The sequence below is a fragment of the Kosakonia sp. HypNH10 genome, assembly GCF_029850615.1.
Classification (GTDB): Bacteria; Pseudomonadota; Gammaproteobacteria; order Enterobacterales; family Enterobacteriaceae; genus Kosakonia; species Kosakonia cowanii.
Genome location: NZ_JAOTIU010000006.1, coordinates 155492 through 179670, shown reverse-complemented (window position 1 = coordinate 179670; position 24179 = coordinate 155492). Strand labels below are relative to the sequence as shown.

Sequence of the window (24179 nt, the reverse complement as noted above, 5' to 3'; positions counted from 1 at the left end):
CGAAGATCTGGCTTGCCGGAAAGCGCGACGCTTCACCGGCCTGTTGATGGACGTAAAGGTTGGCCGGAGACGCATCGCGCCATCCGGCACACCATTATTCGTCTTCTAACAGGGCGCTATAGCCGGTTGCGTCTAACAGCGCTTCGACTTCCGCCTCATCGTTGGCCTTGATTTTGAAGATCCAGCCTTCGCCATACGGCGCGCTGTTCACCAGCTCCGGCGAATCATTCAGGCTGTCGTTGACCGCAACGATTTCACCGCCGATGGGGGCATAAATATCGGATGCCGCTTTTACCGACTCCGCCACGGCGCAGTCGTCGCCAGCGCTAACGGTGGTGCCGACGTCCGGCAGGTCTACAAACACCATATCGCCCAGCAGCTCTTGCGCATGCTCGGTGATACCAACGGTGTAGCTACCGTCCGCTTCTTTACGCAGCCACTCGTGTTCTTTGCTGTATTTCAGATCGCCAGGTACATTGCTCATTGCTTTCTCTCCAGAAAAATAACGTTACGCGACCGCTTTGCCGGCGCGCACAAAAACAGGTTTGGTCACTTTGACCGGCATTTCGCGGTTGCGGATCTGCACCACGGCCGTTTCGCCGATCCCTGCCGGAACGCGGGCCAGCGCAATGCTGTAGCCAAGCGTCGGTGAGAAGGTGCCGCTGGTGATCACCCCTTTCTGCACATTGCCCTGCGCATCGGTGAAGTGCACCGGCAGTTCATTACGCAGTACGCCTTTTTCGGTCATCACCAGGCCAACCAGCTGTTCGGTGCCTTTTTCACGCTGCTGCTCAAGGGCATCACGTCCGATAAAGTCGCGATCCTGCGGCTCCCAGGCGATGGTCCAGCCCATGTTCGCCGCCAGCGGCGAGACGCCTTCATCCATCTCCTGGCCGTAGAGGTTCATGCCCGCTTCCAGGCGCAGCGTATCGCGCGCGCCGAGCCCGCAGGGTTTTACGCCCGCATTCAGCAAGCCTTGCCAGAAGTCAGCGGCTTTTTCATTCGGCAGGGCAATTTCATACCCGGCTTCACCGGTGTAACCGGTGGTGGCAATAAATAGGTCGTCCGCTTCCACGCCGAAGAAGGGTTTCATGCCAGAGACCGCTTCGCGCTGCGCGTCGGTAAACAGACTGGCGGCTTTCTCCTGCGCATGCGGGCCCTGCACCGCGATAAGCGAGAGATCGTCGCGCACGGTGATGTCGATGGCATAAGGTTCGGCGTGTTGGGAAATCCAGGAGAGGTCTTTTTCGCGGGTGGCGGAGTTAACAACGAGGCGGAAGAAATCTTCGGTGAAGTAGTAGACGATCAAATCATCAATCACGCCGCCCGAGGCATTAAGCATACCGCTGTAGAGCGCTTTGCCAGGCTTAGTCAACTTCGCGACATCGTTTGCCAGCAAATAGCGCAGAAATTCGCGCGTCCGGCTGCCTTTCAGGTCAACGATGGTCATGTGTGAAACATCAAACATGCCGGCATCGGAGCGCACTGCGTGGTGCTCATCAAGCTGCGAGCCGTAATGCAGCGGCATCATCCAGCCGTGGAAGTCGACCATGCGGGCGCCGCATTGAGTATGTTGTTCAAATAAAGGGGTCTGCTGAGCCATCTTTTCCTCATCGAATACGCTGAGCTATCACGTTTTTCGCAACGCGTTTCAGGCGGCAAAAAAGCGTGTTGATGCCCTGTTACAGGCGGTGACGCAAACGTTCTCTTTGGCCTGAACTTATCACCGAAAGGTGCGCTTAACCATAAGGAAAAACCGGTCATCACATTAGCTTATGACCAAAACGCGCTGAGATAACCGCAGTGGAATATAGCGAAAAATCCCCACAAACCGAGGATAAGAGGTCGGTTATGCGCGCTTATCGGGCGGGTAATTAGCATTTACTGCCAGTTAAAAGCAAAAAAGCGCGTGAGCCAAAATTAACGACATGAGAAAAACTAATCTGAGAATGGGGGTGAAATTAGAATATTTCAAATGAGAGGGGAGCTTCCCTTCCCGGGGCCGGGAAGGGAAAGTGTGACGCAGTTAACGTAACCACTCCGGCAGATCGTTCAGCCCTAAAGCCTGACGCAATAACTGCGGTTTAACGCCGGGAAGCGTATCAGCCAGCTTAAGGCCGATATCACGCAGCAGCTTTTTCGCCGGATGCGCACCGGCAAACAGTTCGCGGAAACCCTGCATGCTTGCCAGCATCATCGCTGCGCTATGTTTACGGCTGCGCTCGTAGCGGCGCAGGTAGAGATGCTGACCGATATCTTTGCCGTCGCGGCTTAAACGACGCAGCTCAGCAATCAGCTCAGCCACATCCATAAAGCCGAGGTTAACGCCCTGGCCAGCTAAAGGATGGATGGTGTGCGCCGCATCGCCCACCAGCGCTAACCGATGCCCGGCAAACTGCCGTGCGTAGCGCCCGGTTAACGGGTAAGTCTGGCGTTCGCTCTCAAGCTCGCACAGCCCGAGCCGGTTATCAAAGGCCACGGTCAATGCCTGGTTGAACGCCTCAGCGCTGCTCTCCTGCATCGCCTTCGCCTGCTCTGGCGGAAGCGACCAGACGATCGAACATAAATGCGGATCGTTCAGCGGCAAAAACGCGAGGATGCCATCATTATGGAAAACCTGGCGCGCCACCGCCTGGTGCGGCTCGGCGGTGCGGATCGTCGCCACCAGCGCGTGGTGGTGATAATCCCAGTAGGTGAGAGGAATGTCCGCGCGGTTGCGCAGCCACGAGTTAGCGCCGTCAGCACCCACTACCAGACGCGCCGTCAGCATAGTGCCCTCTTTCAGGGTCAGGAACGCTTCGTTCTCCCCCCAGGCGACCTGCTGCAACTCCGCTGGCGCAATCAGCGTGACATCTTTGCACTGCTGCGCCTGCTCCCACAGCGCGTGGTGAATGCGCGTGTTCTCAATGATGTAGCCCAGATGGCTGTAACCCATACTCAGATCATCAAAGGAGATGCGCCCGAAGCTGTCTTTCTCCCACACTTCCATGCCGTGATAGCAGCCGACCGGCCCGGCAACGATGTTTGACCAGACGCCGAGATGGGTCAGCAATTTTTCACTGGCGGCGTTAATCGCCGAGACGCGTAGCGCCGGAGGGGCATCCGCGGCCTGCGGCTCGGGAACCGTTTGTTCCAGCACCGCCACGCGCAGCCCGCTCCCTTGCAGGCCGCAGGCTAATGCCAGACCCACCATGCCGCCGCCGACAATCGCAACATCAACACTCTGCACTCTTAGCTCCTTAACGGGCGACCCAACCGAGGGTTCGTTGCGCCAGCGCATCACGCGCCGGGGTAAATAGTTCCATCGCCATCAACCCGAGGTTGCGCCCGACAACGAGCGGCGCCCAGCGGTTGGCGAAGAGATGCACCAGCCCATCCGTCACGCCGATGGTGGCAGCTTTATCTGCCTGCCGACGCTGGTTATAACGCAGCAAAAGCGGATAGCTTCCTACATCAGTCTGTTCGATAAAGGCCTGCGAAAGGGTTTCCGCCAGCGTCATCACATCGCGCATGCCAAGGTTGAAGCCCTGTCCGGCAATGGGATGCAGCGTCTGCGCGGCATTCCCCACCAGCACGGCGCGATGGGAGACGGATGAGCTGGCAGTGGAGAGCGCCAGCGGGTAGACGCTGCGCTTTCCGGCATGCAGGATGCGGCCAAGACGCCAGCCGAAAGCTTTTTGCAACTCATCGCAAAACTGTTCGTCTGACCAGCTCGCCACCTGCTGCTGTTTCTCACGCGGGTGACACCACACCAGCGAAGAGCGCCCCTGCGACATCGGCAGCATCGCCAGCGGGCCATGTTCAGTAAAGCGCTCAAAGGCGCGCCCATGATGGGCAACTGAAGTGGTGACATTGGCAATCACCGCCGCCTGGTCATAAGGCGACTGCTGCCAGTCGATATTGAGCTGCCCGGCAATCGATGAGCGCGAGCCGTCTGCCGCCACCAGCAGTTCTCCGGTGAGTTGCTTGCCGCTTTGCAGCGTCACCGTCACCTGCTCCTGGCTGCGGGTAAAGCGATCGACGCGATCCGGGCAGTGAAGCATAACGCCCGGCGCGTTTTGCAGCCGCTTAAAGAGCCGCTGCCCGACATCATGCAGCTCAACCACATGGCCTAATGCATCAAGCCGGTAATCTTCCGCCGTCAGCGTGACGAAACCGGCATGGCCGCGATCGCTGACATGTACGGTTGAGATAGGCGTCGCGCAGGAGGCGAGCGCCTGCCAGACGCCGATATGCTCCAGCTGCTGGCAGGTGCCTGCCGCCAGCGCGATAGCACGCGCGTCAAAACCGGGGTGATCCTGCGCGCCGGGCGCGTTCGCTTCCACAAGATGAACGGCAAGCTTGCCCTGTGTCAGATGTGAAATCGCCAGCGCAAGGGTTGCGCCAGCCATGCCGCCGCCAACGATGATCACGCTCATGCGCGCGCCTTCGCCATCAGCGCTTCAATCTCATCGGCTTTTTTGACCACGCTGGCAGTCAGGTTCTCATTGCCGCTATCGGTGATGACAATGTCATCTTCGATGCGAATGCCGATGCCGCGATACTGCTCCGGTACATCGGCGTCCGGTGCGATGTAGAGCCCCGGCTCGACGGTAAGCACCATGCCTGGCGCAAGTTCGCGGGAGCGATCCTGACCGTAAACACCGACGTCATGCACATCCAGCCCCAGCCAGTGGCTCAAGCCATGCATAAAGAAGGCGCGGTGAGCGCTTTTCGCAATCAGCTCGTCAACGTCGCCCTGCAAAATGCCGAGCTTCACCAGACCGCTCACCATGATGCGCACCACTTCGCCGGTCACTTCCTGAATTGAAGTGCCGGGGCGGAACAGCTCAAGCGCGCGTTCCAGCGAGGCGAGCACGATGTCATAAATCTCGCGCTGTGCCGGGGTGAATTTGCCGCTGACCGGGAAGGTGCGGGTGATATCGCCGGCATAGCCTTGGTATTCGCAGCCCGCGTCAATCAGCACCAGATCGCCCGCGCGCATTTCGCTTTCGTTCTCGGTGTAGTGCAGGATGCAGCCGTTTTCGCCCGCGCCAACAATGGTGTTGTAGGAGGGAAAGCGCGCGCCGTGGCGGTTGAACTCATGCTGAATTTCGCCTTCCAGCTGATACTCAAACATACCCGGGCGGCACACCTGCATCGCGCGGGTATGGGCCAGCGCGGAAATTTCACCCGCACGGCGCAGCACGTCGATCTCTTCAGCGGATTTAAACAGGCGCATCTCATGCACGATGGGTCGCCAGTCGGTCAGCGTGGCGGGCGCTTTCAGATTCTGACGCGAACCTTTGCGCAGCTTGTCGAGCGCGGCAAAGAGGATGGTGTCCGCATAAGCGTACTCGCCCTGCGCGTGGTAGACCGCATCGAGGCCGTTGAGCAGCTGATAGAGATGCTCGTTAATCTCCGGGAACGCCAGCGCGCGATCGACGCCGAGCTTCTCCGGCGCGGCCTCCTGGCCAAGACGGCGACCAAACCAGATTTCAGCGGTCTTGTCGCGCACGCGGTTGAACAGCACGCTGTGGTTGTGGGTGTCATCGCTTTTGATCAGCACCAGCACCGCTTCCGGCTCGTTGAAACCGGTGAAATACCAGAAATCGCTGCTCTGGCGATAGGGGTATTCACTGTCTGCGCTGCGGGTCGCTTCCGGCGCGGCGAAGATCAACGCCGCGCTACCCGGAACCATCTGCGCCAGTAAAGCCTGGCGACGACGGAGAAACTCAAGCTGTGTCATGACACCTCCTCCATGTAAAAAAACTAATTAGTGTAGTGTGGGCTTGCGCACTTCCGGTGCGGTCGGCTGCTGGCGCGTGAAGGTATCGTGGCAGAGCAGCGCCGCAACGCGGACATACTCGATAATCTCTTCCAGAGACATCTCCAGCTCTTCCTGATCTTCATCTTCGTCGTAGCCCAGCTGCGCTATGTTGCGCAGGTCGTCAATCGCTTCACCGGTTTCGCCGGTCACTTTGTCGAGCTTCGGCTGTGAGACGCCAAGACCCAGCAGGAAGTGATTCACCCAGCCTGCCAGCGCATCGGCGCGGTCAAAGACGCTGACGTCGTCGCCTTCCGGCAGGTAGAGCTGAAAGAGAAAGCCGTCATCTTCCAGCGAATCGCTGGTGGCGGCATGCATTGCACGCAGCGCCTGGGCCAGTTCGTGACCGAAGGCCAGCCCTTCGTTGGTCAAATCATGCAGCAGCGGCTGCCATGAGGTGTCTTTGTTGCCGCCGCAGAGCATCCCCGCGATCAGCCCATGCATTTCAGCAGGATGCAATCCCACGCCTTGTTGGTTGAGTAACTGGCCTACTTCCTTGTAACCAGGTATTTCGTTCTGTATAGACATGCGCATTCGTCGTCGTTGGGGGAAATATTCATGGTATGCTACCACTTTGGACCCTGGTGATATACCCGTGATGGTTCACGTTACATGCCATTGCATGTACGCGGATTACTTAAGGTATAGACGTAAAATAGTTGAAAGTACGGACCAGGGTCGCTTATAGTGTCGCCCCTTCGCAGCCCAGGGCTCGAATGCGAAGGCAGAGCGCAGTCAAACAGCAGGAAGGTGGCATGTCTGCACAACCCGTCGATATCCAAATTTTTGGCCGTTCACTCCGCGTGAACTGCCCGCCTGAGCAGATAGATGCGCTGAATCAGGCTGCGGAAGATCTGAATCAGCGGTTGCAAGATCTGAAGGTTCGCACTAGAGTCACAAATACTGAGCAGTTGGTGTTTATCGCCGCGCTGAATATCAGCTACGAGCTTGCTCAGGAAAAGGCAAAAACCCGTGATTACGCCGCCAGCATGGAGCAGCGTATTAAGATGTTACAGCAGACCATTGAACAGGCTTTACTTGATCAAGGTCGCATAACGGAAAGACCGGGGCCGAAGTTTGAATAATACTTCAAGGTCAACTATGGTAGATTGACAGTGAAGTTAAAAAATTCTCTGAGATGTTTGCAAGCGGGCCAGTCCCCTGAGCCGATATTTCATACCAACAGAGTGTGGCGATCCATGGTTGGTGAGCATGCTCGGTCCGTCCGAGAAGCCTTAAAATCATGACGACACATTCACCTTGAACCAAGGGTTCAAGGGTTACAGCCTGCGGCGGCATCTCGGAGATTCCCCTCTTCTACCAACAACGACCATGACGCAACTGCCCGATTCACTTCCGTCACGACAAGCAATACGCAAACAGATTCGTCAACGCCGACGAGAAATCACCAGCGCCCAGCAGCGCCATTTCGCTGAACAAGCCGCACTGCGCATGATGGCCTGGCCGCCTGTTGTCATGGCACGCACCGTTGCCCTGTTTCTCTCCTTTGACGGCGAGCTCGATACACAACCGCTGATCGAACAGCTCTGGCGAAGCGGCAAACGCGTTTATCTTCCCGTATTACACCCCTTCAGTCCCGGTAATCTGCTCTTTTTGCACTACCATCCGCACAGCGAACTGGTGACCAATCGTCTGAAAATTCAGGAGCCGAAGCTGGACGTGCGTGATGTCCTTCCACTGAGCCAGCTTGACGTGCTGATCACGCCGTTAGTCGCCTTTGATGAACAGGGGCAGCGCCTCGGCATGGGCGGCGGGTTCTACGACAGAACGCTGCAAAACTGGCGCGCGTATGGCGTGCAGCCGGTCGGTTATGCCCATGATTGCCAGCGCGTCGAGAAGTTGCCGGTGGAGGAGTGGGATATTCCGCTGCCTGCGGTGATCACACCATCAACGGTGTGGGAGTGGTAGGTTGTTCCCCTCCCGGACGGGAGAGGAACAGCTAACGCAACTTAGAACAGCAGACGGGAACGAATGGTGCCCGGAATCGCTTTCATGCTCTGTAGCGCGGTCTGCGCAACCTCTTCTTCCGCTTCGATATCAACCACTACATAGCCCATATGCGGCGTAGTTTGCAGATACTGCGCCGCAATGTTGATGTTCTGGCTGGCGAAAATCTGGTTAAGTGCCGTCAGCACGCCAGGGCGGTTTTCATGGATATGCAGCAGACGACGACCGCCGTGCAGCGGCAGAGAAACTTCAGGGAAGTTTACCGCCGAGAGCGTGGAGCCGTTATCGGAGTACTTAATCAGCTTACCGGCAACTTCCAGGCCGATATTCTCCTGCGCTTCCTGCGTTGAACCACCGATGTGCGGCGTCAGGATAACGTTATCAAACTCGCAGAGCGGCGAGTCGAACGGATCGCTGTTGGTCGCCGGTTCGGTCGGGAAGACGTCAATCGCTGCGCCCGCCAGGTGCTTACGTTTCAGGGCATCGCACAGCGCCGGAATATCAACCACCGTGCCGCGTGCCGCGTTGATCAACAGTGCGCCCGGCTTCATCAGCGCCAGTTCCTCTTCGCCAATCATATTTTTCGTTGAGGCGTTTTCCGGCACGTGCAGGCTAACCACGTCGCTCATGTTCAGCAGATCGGAGAGATGCTGCACCTGGGTGGCGTTGCCGAGCGGCAGTTTGTTCTCGATATCGTAGAAGAAGACGTTCATCCCCAGCGATTCAGCAAGAATACCAAGCTGCGTGCCAATGTGGCCGTAGCCAATGATGCCGAGCTTTTTGCCGCGCGCTTCATAGGAGCCAACCGCCAGCTTGTTCCAGATACCCCGGTGCGCTTTGGCGTTCGCTTCCGGAATGCCGCGCATCAACAGCAGCAGTTCGCCGATCACTAACTCCGCAACGGAACGGGTGTTGGAGAAGGGGGCGTTAAAGACTGGTACACCGCGTTTGGCTGCTGCTTCCAGGTTCACCTGGTTGGTGCCGATACAGAAACAGCCGATGGCGACCAGTTTTTCCGCCGCGGCGATGACATCTTCAGTCAGTTGAGTACGGGATCGCAGGCCAATGAAGTGGGCGTCGCGGATGGACTCTTTCAACTGCTCGCTGTCCAGTGCGCCCTTGTGGAATTCGATGTTGTTATAACCCGCCGCGCGGAGGCTTTCGACCGCTTTCTGGTGCACCCCTTCGACGAGCAGAAATTTAATCTTGTCTTTCTCCAGTGATACCTTTGCCATTTACCCGACCCTGTTTTATGTCTGACTGTGATGTTGTGCGGAGGAAAACCGCGTTAGCCAACATATCAAAAAAAACTATCGCGGCAATATGAACGTTTGCGTCACCGCTCTGAAGAAATGTCATCCAGCGGGAAATGGCAGAGAAAAATGCTGGAAAAGCAGAAGCTCGCGGCAGGGATGCGAGACGAAGGGGAAAAACGTGACAGATATCACCGAATTTAACGATATCAGATTTTTACCGGGAGACAGCCGTCCCCCGGCCAGATCATTTCACGATGGTTTTGACGCCATCCGGGGTGCCAATCAGCGCCACGTCAGCCCCACGATTCGCGAATAAACCCACCGTGACCACACCGGGAATATTGTTGATGGTGTTCTCCATCGCGATGGGATCGAGAATTTCCAGACCATAGACATCGAGGATGACGTTGCCGTTATCCGTTACCACATTCTGGCGATACTCCGGGCGACCGCCCAGCTTGACCAGCGTTCGCGCGACCGCGCTGCGCGCCATCGGGATCACCTCAACCGGCAGCGGGAATTTGCCGAGGATCGGCACCTGCTTTGAGGCATCTGCGATACAGATAAACTTATCCGCGACTGAAGCAATGATCTTCTCACGGGTCAGCGCCGCGCCGCCGCCTTTGATCATTTGCATCTGATCGTTGATCTCATCCGCGCCGTCGACGTAGATCCCCAGGCGATCGACCGCGTTAAGATCGAAAACGGTAATGCCTAAGCTTTTCAGCTTCTCGGTTGAAGCGTCCGAGCTGGAAACCGCGCCTTCAATCTGCCCTTTCATGGTACCCAGCGCGTCAATAAAGTGTGCCGCGGTGGAGCCGGTGCCTACGCCGACAATGGTGCCGGGTTCAACATAGTGAAGTGCTGCCCAGCCCACTGCTTTTTTGAGTTCATCCTGCGTCATGGTCGTTCGCCTGTGGTGTGAAATTTCAGGCGCATTATAAATAGGCTCTGCCGAAAAGTCCCTGTGACCTGTGTCACAATACGCGACAACCATTTTCGTCTGCCACGACGGGAAATTTATGTCATAGTGCGAAAGACTATTTTTCAGGAGATTGCCCGAGCAATGAAACGTCCGGATTACAGAACACTACAGGCACTTGATGCAGTTATTCGTGAGCGTGGGTTTGAGCGTGCTGCGCAAAAGCTCTGTATTACTCAATCCGCCGTGTCACAGCGTATCAAGCAACTGGAGAACATGTTCGGGCAGCCATTGCTGGTGCGTACCGTACCGCCGCGTCCCACCGAGCAGGGGCAAAAACTTCTGGCGCTGTTGCGCCAGGTTGAGCTGCTCGAAGAGGAGTGGCTGGGCGATGAGCAAACCGGTTCTACGCCGCTGCTGCTGTCGCTGGCGGTTAACGCCGACAGTCTGGCAACCTGGCTGCTGCCCGCACTGGCACCGGTTTTAGTCGACTCCCCGATTCGCCTCAATTTGCAGGTGGAAGATGAAACCCGCACCCAGGAGCGCCTGCGTCGCGGTGAAGTGGTAGGTGCGGTGAGTATCCAGCCTCAGGCGCTGCCAAGCTGCCTGGTGGATAAACTGGGCGCGCTCGATTACCTGTTTGTTGGCTCGAAAGAGTTTGCCGAACGCTACTTCCCCAACGGCGTAACGCGTTCCGCGCTGCTAAAAGCGCCTGCGGTGGCGTTTGACCATCTCGACGATATGCATCAGGCCTTTTTGCAGCAATATTTCGATCTGCCGCCCGGCAGCGTCCCCTGCCATATCGTTAACTCATCGGAAGCCTTTGTGCAGCTGGCGCGCCAGGGAACCACCTGCTGCATGATCCCACATCTGCAAATCGAAAAAGAGCTGGCGAGCGGTGAGCTTATCGACCTGACGCCGGGTCTGCTGCAACGCCGTATGCTCTACTGGCACCGCTTTGCGCCGGAAAGCCGAATGATGCGCAACGTCACCGACGCGCTGCTGGCGTTCGGTCATCGGGTACTGCGACAGGATTAAGAGAGACCCTCTCCCCGAACGAGGAGAGGGAGGCCAGCGTTACTTCGCGGCTGGCGTGGACTGCGGTTGCTGCTGCTGTTGTTGCGCCTGATTAGGCTCAATCTGGAAAACCACATCCACCTGATCGTCAAACTGAATGGTCGGCTGTTCGTAGGTCTCCTGAGCCGCAGTCTCCGCTGGTGCATCAGCCTTCATCATGCGTACCATCGGGCTCGGCTGATAGTTAGAGACATGGTAACGAACGCTGTAGACCGGGCCGAGTTTGGCATTGAAACCGGCAGCCAGCTGCTGCGCCTGACGTGTCGCGTCATCAATCGCCGCTTTACGGGCTTTATCCTTGAAGGATTCAGATTGCGCAACGCCCAGCGAGACGGAGCGGATCTCGTTCAGACCCGCTTTCAGCGCGCCATCAAGCAGCGAGTTCAGCTTGTCCAGTTCGCGCAGCGTCACTTCCACGGTGCGCACAGCGCGATAGCCTTTCAGAATGCTTTTGCCATTCTGGTAGTCGTAATCGGGCTGGGTGCGTAAGTTCGCAGAGTTAATATCTTTACGGGCGATGCCGTTTTGCTCAAGGAAGCTCAGGTATTGCGCAACGCGATCGTCCGCCTGCTTCTTGGCTGAGGCCGCATCTTTCGCGGCGACGTTCACTTCAATCGCCAGGGTGGCGATATCGGGGGTCGCATCCACGCTTGCCGTACCCGTTGTGACAATGTGCGGGCCATCCGGCAATTCACTGGCCTGTACCGCCATTGCGCTGAAACCTACCATTGCCGCCAGGGCTATCACTTTACGTTTCACAGGTACTCCTCCATGTTACTCAATTACGTCCCGTGCACGGACGCCTGGCAGCAAGCTTAGCCACTTACGCCTGATTGTCCATCGGACTTACCTTAACTGAATAATCCTTGCAAATGGTTCACACCTTCCGCCGCCAGTTTCAGCGCGATAAACCACATTACCAGGCCGACCAGAATATTGATAACCCACTGCGCCGTGGCGGTGCGCAAACGCGGCGCGAGCCAGGCGGCCAGTAGCGCAAGGCTGAAGAACCAGAGAAAAGAGGCGCTGATGGTGCCGAGGGCAAACCAGCGTTTCGGCATCTCCGCTAACTGCCCGCCAAGGCTGCCGAGCACCACAAAGGTATCGAGATAGACATGGGGATTGAGCCACGTAACGGCCAGCATGGTGGCGATGATCTGCCCACGCCCCTGGCGAAGCGCCTGCGCATTTTCCAGCTCGATATCACGAGCAAAAGCGGTTTTCAGCGCGCCAAAGCCGTACCACAGCAGAAAAAGCACGCCGCCCCAGGTAACCAGCGCCAGCAGCCACGGCGACTGCATCAGTAACGCACTGCCGCCAAAGACGCCAGCGCAAATCAGCGCAACATCGCTCAGAGTACAGAGCAGCGCCGTCATTATGTGATACTGCCGACGGATCCCCTGATTCATCACGAATGCGTTTTGCGGCCCCAGCGGCAAAATCAGAGCAGCACCCAACATAAGCCCTTGTAAATAATAAGATAACACGTCCAACTTCCATTCGGTTTATTGCAGAAAGCTGACTATAACGCGCAGGGATTATTAGGTGAAATTGATAATTTTAATCCGTCATTAACCAGGCTAATGGCGACAGATATAAAAAAGGCCGACAGCGTCGGCCTTGTGCTTACTCGTCAGGTTGCTCTTTAACCCGTTTTAAATTCACATCCATTTGCGGGAATGGGAAGCTAATCCTTTCCTCATCGAAACGGCGCTTGATGGTCTCCAGTACATCCCAGTAGACGTTTTGCAAATCGCTACTTTTACTCCAGATACGCACCACAAAGTTAATCGACGACGCGCCCAGCTCGTTGAGGCGTACCGTCATCTCACGGTCTTTGAGGATACGGTCATCGGCCTGGATAATCTCGGTGATGAGGCTTTTAACCTGGTCGATATCCGAATCATAGGCCACGCCAATAATCAGCTCGTTACGGCGCACCGGCTCGCGGGAGAAGTTAATGATGTTGCCCGCGATGATTTTACCGTTTGGGATGACGATAATGCGGCCATCCGGCGTGCGCAGGGTGGTCGAGAAAATCTGCACCTGCAGTACCGTGCCGGCAACGCCGCCCAGATCGACATACTCACCAGAGCGGAACGGACGGAAGGTCACCAGCAGCACGCCAGCCGCGAGGTTCGAGAGCGACCCCTGCAATGCCAGACCAATAGCCAGGCCGGCGGCACCGAGCACCGCGATCACCGACGCCGTTTGTACGCCGACGCGCCCCAGCGCGGCAATCAGGGTAAACGCGATAATACCGTAGCGCACCAGCGCGGAGAGGAAGTCCGCAACGGTGGCGTCGATGTGTCTTGCACGCATCACCCGGTTAATGGCGTTTGAAATAACGCGCGCCACAATCATACCGACGATGATGATGGCGATCGCCGCCACGATATTAACGGCATAGCTCAACAGCAGCGCCTGGTTATTTACCAGCCAGGAGCCCGCGTTGTTGATGCTATCGACAACGTGAAGATCTTCCATATTGTGCTTCCTTCTATTGTTCCAAAACGGAAAAAACGCCCCTTGCCAAAAGGACAGCCCCCTAAAGGGTAAACAAAAAGAGGCGCTTTCGCCAAATAGTTAACATTTGCAGGCGAATAGCAGCTTATTGAATTCGCAATAAAAAAGGCCCGCAAAGTGCGGACCTTTTCAGAAAAGAGCGGCGTAAATTACAGAACGTCTACTGCGTTCAGCTCTTTAAATGCCTGCTCCAGACGCGTCACCATGCTGGTCTGCGCTGCACGCAGCCATACGCGCGGATCGTAGTATTTCTTGTTCGGCTGGTCTTCGCCTTTCGGGTTGCCCAGCTGGCTCTGCAGGTAGCCTTCGTTATCTTTGTAGTACTTCAGAATACCTTCCCAGGTTGCCCATTGGGTGTCGGTATCGATGTTCATTTTGATAACGCCGTAGCTTACGGAGTCTTTGATTTCCTGAGCAGAAGAGCCGGAACCGCCGTGGAACACGAAGTTCAGGCTGTTGTGCGGCAGGTTATGTTTCTTAGAAACATACTCCTGAGAGTCGCGCAGGATAGTCGGGGTCAGTTTAACGTTACCCGGCTTGTAAACGCCGTGAACGTTACCGAAAGAAGCCGCGATGGTGAAACGCGGGCTGATGGCGTTCAGCTTGGTGTAAGCGTAGTCCACGTCTTCCGGCTGGGTGTAGAGAGCAGATGCGTCCATATGGCTGTTGTCGACGCCATCTTCTTCACCGCCGGTGCAGCCCAGTTCGATCTCGAGGGTCATGCCCATTTTGGACATGCGCTCCAGGTACTTGGAGCAGATCTCGATGTTCTCTTCCAGAGACTCTTCAGACAGGTCGATCATGTGAGAAGAGAACAGCGGTTTGCCGGTAGCAGCGAAGTGTTTTTCACCCGCTTCCAGCAGGCCGTCGATCCACGGCAGCAGTTTTTTCGCGCAGTGGTCAGTGTGCAGAATAACCGGCACACCGTAGTGTTCTGCCATCTGGTGAACGTGATGCGCGCCAGAGATAGCACCCAGAATAGCCGCGCCCTGAGGAACGTCAGTTTTCACGCCTTTGCCCGCGATGAACGCCGCGCCGCCGTTGGAGAACTGTACGATTACCGGTGCGCGAACTTTCGCAGCGGCTTCCAGAACGGCGTTGATGGAGTCAGTGCCCACGCAGTTAACTGCCGGCAGAGCGAAGTTGTTTTCTTTAGCTACCTGGAACACTTTCTGAACGTCATCACCGGTGATCACGCCAGGTTTTACGAAATCAAAAATTTTAGACATGTTACGTAGTCCTGTATCTTTGGCCTGGAAAAATGCGTGCCTTTTAGCGCGCTGAAATTAAGGCGGGTTACCCCGCCCTGCTGATCTTACTGCTTAGCGCGCTCTTCGAGCATGGCTACTGCCGGCAGAACTTTGCCTTCCACGAATTCGAGGAATGCGCCGCCGCCAGTGGAGATGTAGGAGATCTTGTCAGCGATACCGAACAGATCGATAGCAGCCAGCGTGTCGCCGCCGCCTGCGATGGAGAACGCGTCGCTGTCAGCGATGGCGTTCGCCACGATTTCAGTACCCTTACGGAAGTTCGGGAACTCAAAGACGCCAACCGGACCATTCCACAGAATAGTTTTGGCGTTTTTCAGGATTTCAGCCAGTTTCTGTGCGGAAACGTCGCCCAAATCCAGAATTTGCTCATCATCTTTGATGTCATTAACGGATTTCAGCGTCGCGTTAGCGGTTTCGGAGAACTCGGTTGCCACGCGCACATCGGTCGGAACCGGGATATCGCAGGTGCTCAGCAGACGTTTGGCTTCATCAACCAGATCCGCTTCGTACAGGGATTTACCAACGTTATGGCCCTGAGCCGCAACGAAGGTGTTAGCGATACCGCCGCCAACAATCAGCTGGTCAGCGATTTTGGACAGGGAATCCAGCACGGTCAGTTTGGTAGAGACTTTAGAGCCACCAACGATAGCTACCATCGGACGAGCCGGCTCTTTCAGCGCTTTACCCAGCGCGTCCAGCTCTTCTGCCAGCAGCGGGCCTGCGCACGCGACATCAGCAAATTTACCGACACCGTGAGTAGAAGCCTGCGCGCGGTGCGCAGTACCAAAGGCGTCCATCACAAAGACGTCACACAGCGCGGCGTATTTCTTCGCCAGCGTTTCGTCGTCTTTCTTCTCGCCTTTGTTGAAGCGTACGTTTTCCAGCACGACCAGCTCACCGGCAGCGATTTCAACGCCATCCAGGTAATCTTTTGCCAGGCGAACCGGGTTGGAGAGTTTGTCTTTCAGATAGTTAACTACCGGAAGCAGAGAGAATTCTTCGTTGTATTCACCTTCGGTCGGGCGACCCAGGTGAGACGTTACCATCACTTTCGCGCCCTGTTTCAGCGCCAGTTCGATGGTCGGCAGAGAAGCACGGATACGCGCATCGCTGGTCACTTTCCCTTCTTTAACCGGTACGTTCAAATCCGCACGGATTAGAACGCGTTTACCAGCCAGATCCAGATCGGTCATCTTAATTACAGACATGGTGAATCCTCTCGATGATTCTTAAGTTTTGTAGACACTCGCGTGCCTTACCTGAAACTCACTGCAGCTATTGCTAACGTTGTGTCGAGCATACGGTTAGCAAAGCCCCATTCGTTGTCGCACCACACAAGGGTTTTAATCAGGTGCGAACCACTGACCCGGGTTTGCGTGCCATCGACAATGGCGCTGTGCGGATCGTGGTTAAAATCAATTGAGACCAACGGTAATTCCGTATAGTCAACTATACCATGAAATGTTCCCTGCGCTGCTTTTTGCAGCAACTGGTTGACTTCACTCGCTTTTACCGGCTTTTTCACCGTTACGCTTAAATCAATCGCGGTGACGTTAATGGTCGGTACGCGCACCGCAATCGCTTCGAATTTGTCATTAAACTGCGGGAAAATGCGCGAGATGCCCGCCGCCAGTTTGGTATCGACCGGGATGATTGACTGGCTGGCTGCGCGTGTACGGCGCAGATCGGCATGATAGGCGTCAATCACCTGCTGATCGTGCATCGCCGAGTGGATTGTCGTTACCGTTCCCCACTCAATGCCGTAAGCCTCGTCGAGCAGTTTGATCACCGGAATAATACAGTTCGTGGTGCAGGAGGCGTTGGAGACAAGGTGATCTTCCGGACGCAGCGTCATATGGTTCACGCCAAAAACGATGGTTGCGTCGAGATCGCTGCTGCCGGGATGAGAGAAGAGCACTTTTTTCGCGCCTGCCGCCAGGTGGGCTTCGCCATCTTCACGGCTGCCATAGACGCCGGTGCAATCAAGCACGATATCAACGCCCAGCTCGCGCCACGGCAGCGCTGAAATCTCGCTTTCGTGCAGGATGCGAATGGCATCGTCGCCAATAAATAGCTGCTCCCGCTCCTGGCGCACATCCCAGGCAAAACGCCCGTGGCTGGTGTCGTATTTCAGCAGATGCGCGATCCCCGCGGCGTCCGCCAGTTCATTGATTGCCACCACGGTGATCTCGGCGCGACGCCCTGATTCGTATAGTGCCCGAACCACGTTGCGCCCGATGCGACCGAAACCGTTAATCGCTATGCGTAGGCTCATAACTCTCCTGCAAGGCCAGCCCGCCTGAAGTGGATGACAGAGTAATCCAGTCGCCACCAGAGGGGAATCCTCGCCTGCCTGAACTGCGTCTGTTTGCTTATTTGTCGAACATTTAGCCGACTGAAACGCTTCAGCTAGAATAAGCGAAAGCTGGAATAAAAGGAATGATTGTCCAGACGGATTCGCCAGTAATCTGACTTGCATCACATTTTTGCTGGAATAATTGACGGAAAAAGGCAGGGTTTAGCTGAGGACCAGAAAAGCGAACCAAGGGGAGAGAAAAGCGTCCATGCTGGTTTATCAGACGGGAGAGTGTGTTGTGAAGCATTAAACAAGCCGGGCTGATAAGGGCTACTCTGAACCCGTTTCACTCCCCCACTTCTGCGATAAAACGCCGTGCACTAAACGCGGCTTAAAACCAGCTGCGCTCCGGCACCTGCGGTTCGGTACGATCCGCGCGCGGCATTTCAACTGGCTGCGAAGAGAGCTCTTTCGCCCACAGATCGGCTACCCATTTCACGCCCTTCGCGGTGAAGCGCGCCTGCGACCAGCTGTGGCTATTTTCGCCCACGCCGCCATGCACGGTGAAGTAACCCGCATCGATATGGTACTGCGGCGGCATCAGCGCGCCGTTAACCCGCTGCATGATATTGCGCTCCAGCAAAAAGCGGCGGAACTGCGGCTCTTTCACGCGCAGCATTTTGCACAGCTGGCGGAAACCGAGCGACTCTTCAACCCGCACATACTGGTCGAAAAACTCCGCTTTAGGCGCGGTAATGGCAAGCTGCGCTTCCGCACGCTGGCGTTTTTCATACTGCTCCGCCCAGGCGCGTGCCGCTGCGGCAGGATTGGTAAAATCCGGCAGGCCGACGGTTTTTTCGCGCTCCTGCCAGCGATCGAGCATTTCGGCGGTAAAAGCCGGAGAAAGGCGTGAAACCGTCAACAGTGAGTCGCGCTTATTGAGCAAAAACTCCTGCCGCATTTCGCCCTCGCGCTCGTAAGCATTGGCACTTACCGGCTGGGAAAGACGTTGCGCAGTTTCCAGGCTTTTAACCATCCGTTTGACTTCGGCATGGGTTACGCCCGTCAGCTTCGCGATTTCGCGGCTGCTGATGGTCGACGCGGCAGCCTGCGAATTGAGATGTTCACCAGAGATCAGCATGTTCACTCCTTACTCAAACTCACATCAGTTAAGGTGAGGAAATAGTATACAACTTACTGGATAGATATCCAGTATATTTTTTACACATAGATCAAGGGTGCTTTAAGAGCGTTCAGTAAAAAAAGGAGAGCATGGTGAGGGCATAACGTAGACGTGCCGGAGGGCGATGACGCCAGCTCCGGCACGGGATAGTGCAGACCCGGTAAGCGAAACGCTACCGGGTAATGGGGATTACAGCAGCTCTTTCGCTTTGGCGACCACGTTATCCACGGTGAAGCCAAACTCTTCGAACAGCAGCTCTGCCGGCGCAGACTCACCGAAGGTGGTCATGCCAACAACCGCGCCGTTCAGGCCAGTGTATTTGCACCAGAAGTCGGCGATACCGGCTTCCACCGCCACGCGCGCGCTGACCGCTTTCGGCAGCACCGCTTCACGGTAAGCAGCATCCTGCTTGTCGAAGGTGTCGGTAGACGGCATGGAGACCACGCGCGCTTTCACGCCTTCAGCCGTCAGACGTTCCCATGCAGCAACGGCCAGCTCCACTTCAGAACCGGTGGCGATGAAGATCAGCTGCGGCTGACCGTCACAATCTTTCAGCACGTAACCGCCGCGAGCGATATCCGCCAGCTGCTGCTCGGTACGCTCCTGCTGCGCCAGGTTCTGGCGAGAGAGGATCAGCGCCGTCGGGCCGTCGTGACGCTCAACGGCATATTTCCACGCAACCGCAGACTCTACCTGGTCACACGGACGCCAGGTGCTGACGTTCGGGGTCAGGCGCAGAGAAGCAACCTGCTCAACCGGCTGGTGCGTCGGGCCATCTTCACCCAGACCGATGGAGTCGTGGGTGTAAACCAGCACCTGACGCTGCTTCATCAGCGCCGCCATACGTACCGCGTTACGCGCATACTCGACGAACATCAGGAAGGTGGAGGTGTACGGCACGAAACCGCCGTGCAGAGAGATACCGTTGGCAATCGCGGTCATACCGAACTCGCGCACACCGTAGTGAATGTAGTTGCCTGCGGCATCTTCATTGATCGCTTTCGAGCCGGACCACAGGGTCAGGTTGGAAGGCGCGAGGTCAGCGGAACCGCCGAGGAACTCCGGCAGCAGCGGGCCAAACGCTTCGATAGCGTTTTGGGAAGCTTTACGGCTGGCGATTTTCGCCGGGTTCGCCTGCAATTTGGCAATGAACTCGTTGGCTTTCGCCGCGAAATCTTCCGGCATCTCGCCTTTCATACGACGAGTGAACTCAGCGGCCAGCTCCGGGAACGCTTTCGCGTAAGCGGCGAACTTCTCGTTCCACGCAGACTCTTTCGCCTGACCCACTTCTTTCGCATCCCATTGCGCGTAAATCTCAGACGGGATCTCAAACGGTGCGTGTTTCCAGCCCAGCTGTTCGCGGGTCAGTGCCACTTCCGCGTCACCCAGCGGCGCGCCGTGGGAGTCGTGGGTACCGGCTTTGTTCGGCGAGCCGAAACCGATAATGGTTTTGCACATCAGCAACGACGGTTTGTCGGTGACGCTGCGTGCTTCTTCAACGGCGCGTTTGATGGCATCAGCGTCGTGGCCGTCTACGCCGCGAACAACGTGCCAGCCGTAGGCTTCAAAGCGTTTTGCGGTATCGTCGGTGAACCAGCCTTCAACGTGGCCATCGATAGAGATGCCGTTGTCGTCATAGAACGCAACCAGTTTACCCAACTTCAGCGTACCGGCCAGCGAGCAGGCTTCGTGGGAGATGCCTTCCATCATGCAGCCGTCGCCCATAAAGGCGTAGGTGAAGTGGTCAACAATGTCATGACCCGGACGGTTGAACTGGGCGGCCAGCGTCTTCTCGGCAATCGCCATACCGACTGCGTTTGCAATCCCCTGCCCCAGCGGGCCGGTGGTGGTTTCAACGCCAGCGGTGTAACCCACTTCCGGGTGACCCGGAGTTTTGGAGTGCAGCTGGCGGAAGTTCTGCAGTTCGGTAATCGGCAGATCGTAGCCGGTGAGGTGCAGCAGGCTGTAGATCAGCATCGAGCCGTGACCATTAGACAGCACAAAGCGGTCGCGGTCAGCCCATGCAGGATTCGTCGGGTTATGGTTCAGGAAATCACGCCATAACACTTCGGCGATGTCTGCCATGCCCATCGGGGCTCCCGGATGACCGGATTTGGCTTTCTGTACCGCGTCCATGCTCAGCGCACGAATAGCATTGGCAAGCTCTTTACGTGAGGACATTTTGACTCCAGATCGGACTGTTAAGGGCTAATCCCGTAACGACTTGACGACAGCGCGTTTTGGGCTACGCCGGAAAAAAGTGCCAACAATGTAACCCAAGCGGGTAATCATGTACATGGAGCATCCTTTTGCGCTTCAGAAATCTCTGGAAGCCGCTCGCAAGTTGCGCAATCTCCTCGCCCGTCCAACACTCTCTTCTTTATACTGGCGCTCACCGCCCTCTCGTGTAGAAGAACGGCGGAGCAAAAACGACTCAACCATTGCGGAAGATAATAAATGAAAATTCGCCCAGCCCTCCTTGCTCTGGGAATGACAACCCTGCTTGCCGGTTGTCAGAACATGGATTCAAACGGTTTTCTCAGCTCCGGCGCAGAAGCCTTTCAGGCTTACACCCTGAGCGATGCGCAGGTTATTGCCCTGAGTGACGACGCCTGTAAGCAGATGGACAGTAAAGCGACCATCGCACCAGCAAGCAGCGAATACAGCCAGCGTGTGAACAAAATTGCCGCCGCCCTTGGCGACAACATCAACGGCCAGCCGGTGAACTACAAGGTGTATGTCACTAAAGACGTTAACGCCTTTGCCATGGCGAATGGCTGCATCCGCGTTTACAGCGGCCTGATGGATATGATGACCGACAATGAAGTCGAAGCGGTAGTTGGCCACGAAATGGGCCACGTTGCGCTCGGCCACGTGAAGAAAGGGATGCAGGTCGCGCTCGGTACCAATGCGGTGCGCGCAGCGGCAGCCTCGGCGGGCGGCGTGGTCGGTAGCCTGTCCCAGTCGCAGCTTGGCGCGCTCGGGGAAAAACTGGTCAACTCACAATTCTCCCAGCGTCAGGAGTCGGAAGCGGATGACTACTCTTACGACCTGCTGCGCAAGCGCGGCATCAACCCGGTTGGTTTAGCCACCAGCTTCGAAAAACTGGCGAAGATGGACCAGGGCCGTCAAAGCTCAATGTTTGACGATCACCCGGCCTCAGCAGCCCGTGCCCAGCACATTCGCGACCGTATGGCCGCAGACGGCATCAAGTAAAGAATAAAGGAGGCGCTTGCCTCCTTTTTATTACGCTCCGTCAGCGGAGATAAAAAAATCCCCTCCGGGCAAGGCCGGGAGGGGATTAATTTCATTGCGGCTTACGCCGTGAGGTGAGGTTACTCATCTTCCAGATAGGTATAGCCGTAAAGACCCGCTTCGAACTCTTCGAGGAACTGCTGCTGCAGCGCATCGTCCAGCCCGGTCTCTTTAACCTGATCGCGGAACTGGGTTAACAGCTTGCCCGGATCGAGCTGCACGTACTCCAGCATATCGGCCACGGTATCGCCTTCGTCAGAAAGCTCCACTTCCACGCTGCCATCCGGGAAGACAAACACGTCAACCGCTTCGGTATCACCGAACAGGTTGTGCATGTTGCCGAGGATCTCCTGATAGGCGCCGACCATAAAGAAGCCCAGCATAGGCGGGTTCTCCGGATCGTACTCCGGCATCGGCATCGTTGTGGCAATGCCGTCGCCGTCGACATAGTGATCGATAGCACCGTCGGAATCACAGGTAATATCCAGCAGCACCGCGCGGCGCTCCGGCGCATGATTCAACCCTTCCAGCGGCAGCACCGGGAAGAGCTGATCGATACCCCACGCATCCGGCATCGACTGGAACAGGGAGAAGTTGACGTACATCTTGTCCGCCATACGTTCCTGCAGTTCGTCGATAATCGGACGGTGCGCGCGATTGCTCGGATCGAGCTGCTTCTGCACTTCATGGCACATGTTCAGGTAGAGCTGCTCTGCCCACGCGCGCTCTTGCAGGCTAAAGGTGCCGGAAGAGTAACCAACGTGAATATCGTGCAGATCCATCTGGCTGTCATGCAGCCACTCGCGCAGCGAACGGCGCGTCCCAGGCTCGTGCATCTCCTGCCAGGTTTCCCACATGCTTTGCAGCGCGCGCGGCGCATCTTCCGCTGGCGGAATAGCCGGGGTGTATTCGTTGCGCTCAACGCCAATGATATTAGAGACCAGCACCGTATGGTGCGCGGTGACCGCGCGGCCCGATTCGGTGATCACCGTCGGGTGCGGCAAACCGTGCTCTTCGCAGGCATCGCCAATCGCCCAGATAATGTTGTTGGCGTACTCGTTCAGGCCGTAGTTAACGGAGCAGTCGGATTGCGAACGGGTGCCTTCATAATCCACGCCCAGACCGCCGCCGACATCGAAGCACTGAATATTTACGCCCAGCTTGTGCAGTTCAACGTAGAAACGGGCTGATTCACGCACGCCGGTGGCGATATCGCGAATATTGGCCATCTGCGAACCGAGGTGGAAGTGCAGCAGCTGAATGCTGTCCAGACGACCGCGCTCACGCAGGATCTCAACCAGTTGCAGCACCTGCGTCGCCGCCAGGCCAAACTTCGACTTTTCACCGCCGGAGGATTGCCATTTTCCGGAGCCTTGCGATGCCAGACGCGCTCGCACGCCAAGGCGCGGAATAACGTTCAGGCGCTCGGCTTCTTCCAGCACGATGGCGATTTCGCTCATCTTCTCGATTACCAGATAGACCTTGTGGCCCATCTTCTCGCCAATCAGCGCCAGGCGGATGTATTCACGGTCTTTATAGCCGTTACAGACGATCACCGAACGGGTCATGCCCGCATGGGCGAGTACCGCCATCAGTTCCGCTTTGGAACCCGCTTCCAGCCCCAGCGGTTCGCCGGAGTGGATCAGGGATTCGATGACGCGACGGTGCTGGTTAACCTTGATCGGGTAAACCAGGAAGTAGTCGCCGTTATAGCCATAGGATTCACGCGCGCGTTTGAAGGCGGCGTTAATCGAGCGCAAACGGTGTTGCAGGATCTGCGGGAAGCAGAAGAGCGCCGGTAAACGCTGGCCCTGCGCTTCACGCGCTTTCACCAGCTGTGCCAGATCGACACGCGCCTCGGGGACATCTGGATCGGGGCACACGCTGATGTGACCCAGCTCGTTGACGTCGTAGTAGTTATTGCCCCACCAGGCAATATTGTAAGTCCGTAGCATCTTGCTGGCTTCCTGGGAGCTCATCGCTACCTCCTGCATGGAACGTAGTGCACCGTGTTCGCCTGCTGACGAAGGCGAAACTGAAGAGATGTCGTCAGACATTGCGAACCTCACTTAAGCAAAGTGTATACCCTGTGAACGTCACGCTGCTCATTGGCAAGGCGAAGCGACACGGGGATGAAATAGTTGACTACTATCGCAGTGACACATAGCGATAACAACCCATAAACAGCCATGATTTTCGGCATAACATGCCAAAGCACCGACTGCGCGACCGGTTTCTGGTTCATATGATAGTAAAACATCTGTCCGGACCCGAGTATGACAGCCCGGCGAAACCACGAGAAAACTCCTGATACTCAGGAGAGCCCTTGTTCAGTTATCACAATGCCTTACCGGCCCTGGAGTCCTGAGAAGCGCCGAAATGGGGATAACATCGGCTGGTTTGCAGATTAGAGATGCGAATGACGGGAAGTGCATGCACGTCAGAACGACGCGGCAGAATATTCGGAAAACGACGGTTCATTATTTCGTATCACCTCCACGCAAGCCATGACGACCCGCGACAAGCCAAAGCCATTAAATACACTGCTTAACCCGGCTGGAAGTGGCGACACAGCAGCGATGCCGTGCGCTTTTTTGATGAGCCGCGCGCGGCGTTTTA

The 24179-nt window shown here is 56.5% G+C and carries 22 protein-coding genes and 1 other RNA gene; 5 read left to right on the top strand and 18 right to left on the bottom strand.

What is annotated here, in order from left to right; genetic code table 11:
* Positions 1–94: 94 nt before the first annotated feature.
* The 6 genes from gcvH to N7V53_RS17365 form a co-directional block, all read right to left on the bottom strand.
* Positions 95–484, bottom strand: coding sequence for a glycine cleavage system protein GcvH (gcvH, locus tag N7V53_RS17390; protein ID WP_023481002.1), 390 nt, complete (start codon positions 482–484; stop codon positions 95–97).
* Between the two features lie 24 nt (positions 485–508).
* Positions 509–1603 (bottom strand): glycine cleavage system aminomethyltransferase GcvT, encoded by a 1095-nt coding sequence (gene gcvT, locus N7V53_RS17385; RefSeq protein WP_279794226.1) that lies wholly within the window; start codon positions 1601–1603, stop codon positions 509–511.
* 423 nt (positions 1604–2026) lie between these two features.
* Positions 2027–3229 carry an FAD-dependent 2-octaprenylphenol hydroxylase gene (ubiI, locus tag N7V53_RS17380; RefSeq protein WP_128482141.1) on the bottom strand — a complete coding sequence of 401 codons (1203 nt, stop codon included), beginning with the start codon at positions 3227–3229 and terminating at the stop codon, positions 2027–2029.
* A 10-nt stretch (positions 3230–3239) separates the two neighbouring features.
* Positions 3240–4418 carry a 2-octaprenyl-6-methoxyphenyl hydroxylase gene (gene ubiH, locus N7V53_RS17375; protein WP_279794221.1) on the bottom strand — a complete coding sequence of 393 codons (1179 nt, stop codon included), beginning with the start codon at positions 4416–4418 and terminating at the stop codon, positions 3240–3242.
* The gene (pepP, locus tag N7V53_RS17370; RefSeq protein WP_279794218.1) at positions 4415–5728 is read right to left on the bottom strand and encodes a Xaa-Pro aminopeptidase; all 1314 of its coding nucleotides are present in this window, start codon (positions 5726–5728) and stop codon (positions 4415–4417) included. Before pepP ends, ubiH begins: the two co-directional genes overlap by 4 nt.
* Positions 5729–5755: 27 nt before the next feature.
* Positions 5756–6334, bottom strand: coding sequence for a YecA family protein (locus N7V53_RS17365; RefSeq protein ID WP_023480800.1), 579 nt, complete (start codon positions 6332–6334; stop codon positions 5756–5758).
* Between the two features lie 227 nt (positions 6335–6561).
* Between N7V53_RS17365 and zapA the strand changes: the two genes are divergently transcribed.
* The 3 genes from zapA (at position 6562) to N7V53_RS17350 (ending at position 7735) form a co-directional block, all read left to right on the top strand.
* A complete protein-coding gene (gene zapA, locus N7V53_RS17360) occupies positions 6562–6891 on the top strand; it encodes a cell division protein ZapA (RefSeq protein ID WP_023480874.1) in 330 nt (109 codons plus the stop codon).
* 42 nt (positions 6892–6933) lie between these two features.
* Positions 6934–7117: non-coding RNA, 6S RNA (ssrS, locus tag N7V53_RS17355), on the top strand.
* Between the two features lie 21 nt (positions 7118–7138).
* Positions 7139–7735, top strand: coding sequence for a 5-formyltetrahydrofolate cyclo-ligase (locus N7V53_RS17350; protein ID WP_034813673.1), 597 nt, complete (start codon positions 7139–7141; stop codon positions 7733–7735).
* Between the two features lie 41 nt (positions 7736–7776).
* On the opposite strand, the gene serA is transcribed toward N7V53_RS17350, so the two are convergent.
* The gene (gene serA / locus N7V53_RS17345) at positions 7777–9009 is read right to left on the bottom strand and encodes a phosphoglycerate dehydrogenase (RefSeq protein WP_076769179.1); all 1233 of its coding nucleotides are present in this window, start codon (positions 9007–9009) and stop codon (positions 7777–7779) included.
* Positions 9010–9274: 265 nt separating this feature from the next.
* Entirely contained in the window at positions 9275–9934 is a 660-nt protein-coding gene (rpiA, locus tag N7V53_RS17340) for a ribose-5-phosphate isomerase RpiA (RefSeq protein ID WP_023480899.1), read from the bottom strand.
* 162 nt (positions 9935–10096) lie between these two features.
* On the opposite strand from rpiA, the gene argP reads away from it, so the two are divergent.
* On the top strand, positions 10097–10990 hold the full coding sequence (argP, locus tag N7V53_RS17335) for a DNA-binding transcriptional regulator ArgP (protein WP_023480875.1): 894 nt from the start codon (positions 10097–10099) through the stop codon (positions 10988–10990).
* Between the two features lie 39 nt (positions 10991–11029).
* On the opposite strand, the gene N7V53_RS17330 is transcribed toward argP, so the two are convergent.
* The 8 genes from N7V53_RS17330 to tkt all read right to left on the bottom strand — a co-directional run bounded on the left by N7V53_RS17330 (position 11030) and on the right by tkt (position 20486).
* The gene (locus N7V53_RS17330) at positions 11030–11788 is read right to left on the bottom strand and encodes an oxidative stress defense protein (RefSeq protein ID WP_279794214.1); all 759 of its coding nucleotides are present in this window, start codon (positions 11786–11788) and stop codon (positions 11030–11032) included.
* Between the two features lie 92 nt (positions 11789–11880).
* Positions 11881–12516 carry an arginine exporter ArgO gene (argO, locus tag N7V53_RS17325; protein WP_279794213.1) on the bottom strand — a complete coding sequence of 212 codons (636 nt, stop codon included), beginning with the start codon at positions 12514–12516 and terminating at the stop codon, positions 11881–11883.
* 139 nt (positions 12517–12655) lie between these two features.
* Positions 12656–13516, bottom strand: a complete 861-nt coding sequence (gene mscS / locus N7V53_RS17320) for a small-conductance mechanosensitive channel MscS (RefSeq protein ID WP_279794211.1) — start codon at positions 13514–13516, stop codon at positions 12656–12658.
* Between the two features lie 188 nt (positions 13517–13704).
* Entirely contained in the window at positions 13705–14784 is a 1080-nt protein-coding gene (fbaA, locus tag N7V53_RS17315; RefSeq protein ID WP_279794210.1) for a class II fructose-bisphosphate aldolase, read from the bottom strand.
* 86 nt (positions 14785–14870) lie between these two features.
* Complete coding sequence (gene pgk / locus N7V53_RS17310) at positions 14871–16034, bottom strand: phosphoglycerate kinase (protein WP_023481068.1); 1164 nt, start codon at positions 16032–16034, stop codon at positions 14871–14873.
* 47 nt (positions 16035–16081) lie between these two features.
* Positions 16082–17101, bottom strand: coding sequence for an erythrose-4-phosphate dehydrogenase (gene epd / locus N7V53_RS17305; protein ID WP_023480986.1), 1020 nt, complete (start codon positions 17099–17101; stop codon positions 16082–16084).
* A gap of 412 nt (positions 17102–17513) precedes the next feature.
* Entirely contained in the window at positions 17514–18263 is a 750-nt protein-coding gene (locus tag N7V53_RS17300; protein WP_023480846.1) for a phage antirepressor KilAC domain-containing protein, read from the bottom strand.
* Between the two features lie 231 nt (positions 18264–18494).
* Complete coding sequence (tkt, locus tag N7V53_RS17295; protein WP_263753971.1) at positions 18495–20486, bottom strand: transketolase; 1992 nt, start codon at positions 20484–20486, stop codon at positions 18495–18497.
* A 276-nt stretch (positions 20487–20762) separates the two neighbouring features.
* Between tkt and N7V53_RS17290 the strand changes: the two genes are divergently transcribed.
* Positions 20763–21521, top strand: a complete 759-nt coding sequence (locus N7V53_RS17290) for a M48 family metallopeptidase (RefSeq protein WP_279794201.1) — start codon at positions 20763–20765, stop codon at positions 21519–21521.
* Between the two features lie 119 nt (positions 21522–21640).
* Here N7V53_RS17290 and speA read toward each other — a convergent pair whose 3' ends face one another.
* Both speA and N7V53_RS22385 read right to left on the bottom strand, forming a co-directional pair.
* Positions 21641–23617 (bottom strand): biosynthetic arginine decarboxylase, encoded by a 1977-nt coding sequence (speA, locus tag N7V53_RS17285; RefSeq protein ID WP_071789546.1) that lies wholly within the window; start codon positions 23615–23617, stop codon positions 21641–21643.
* Between the two features lie 8 nt (positions 23618–23625).
* A complete protein-coding gene (locus tag N7V53_RS22385; RefSeq protein WP_312119146.1) occupies positions 23626–23763 on the bottom strand; it encodes a hypothetical protein in 138 nt (45 codons plus the stop codon).
* Between the last annotated feature and the right edge of the window lie 416 nt (positions 23764–24179).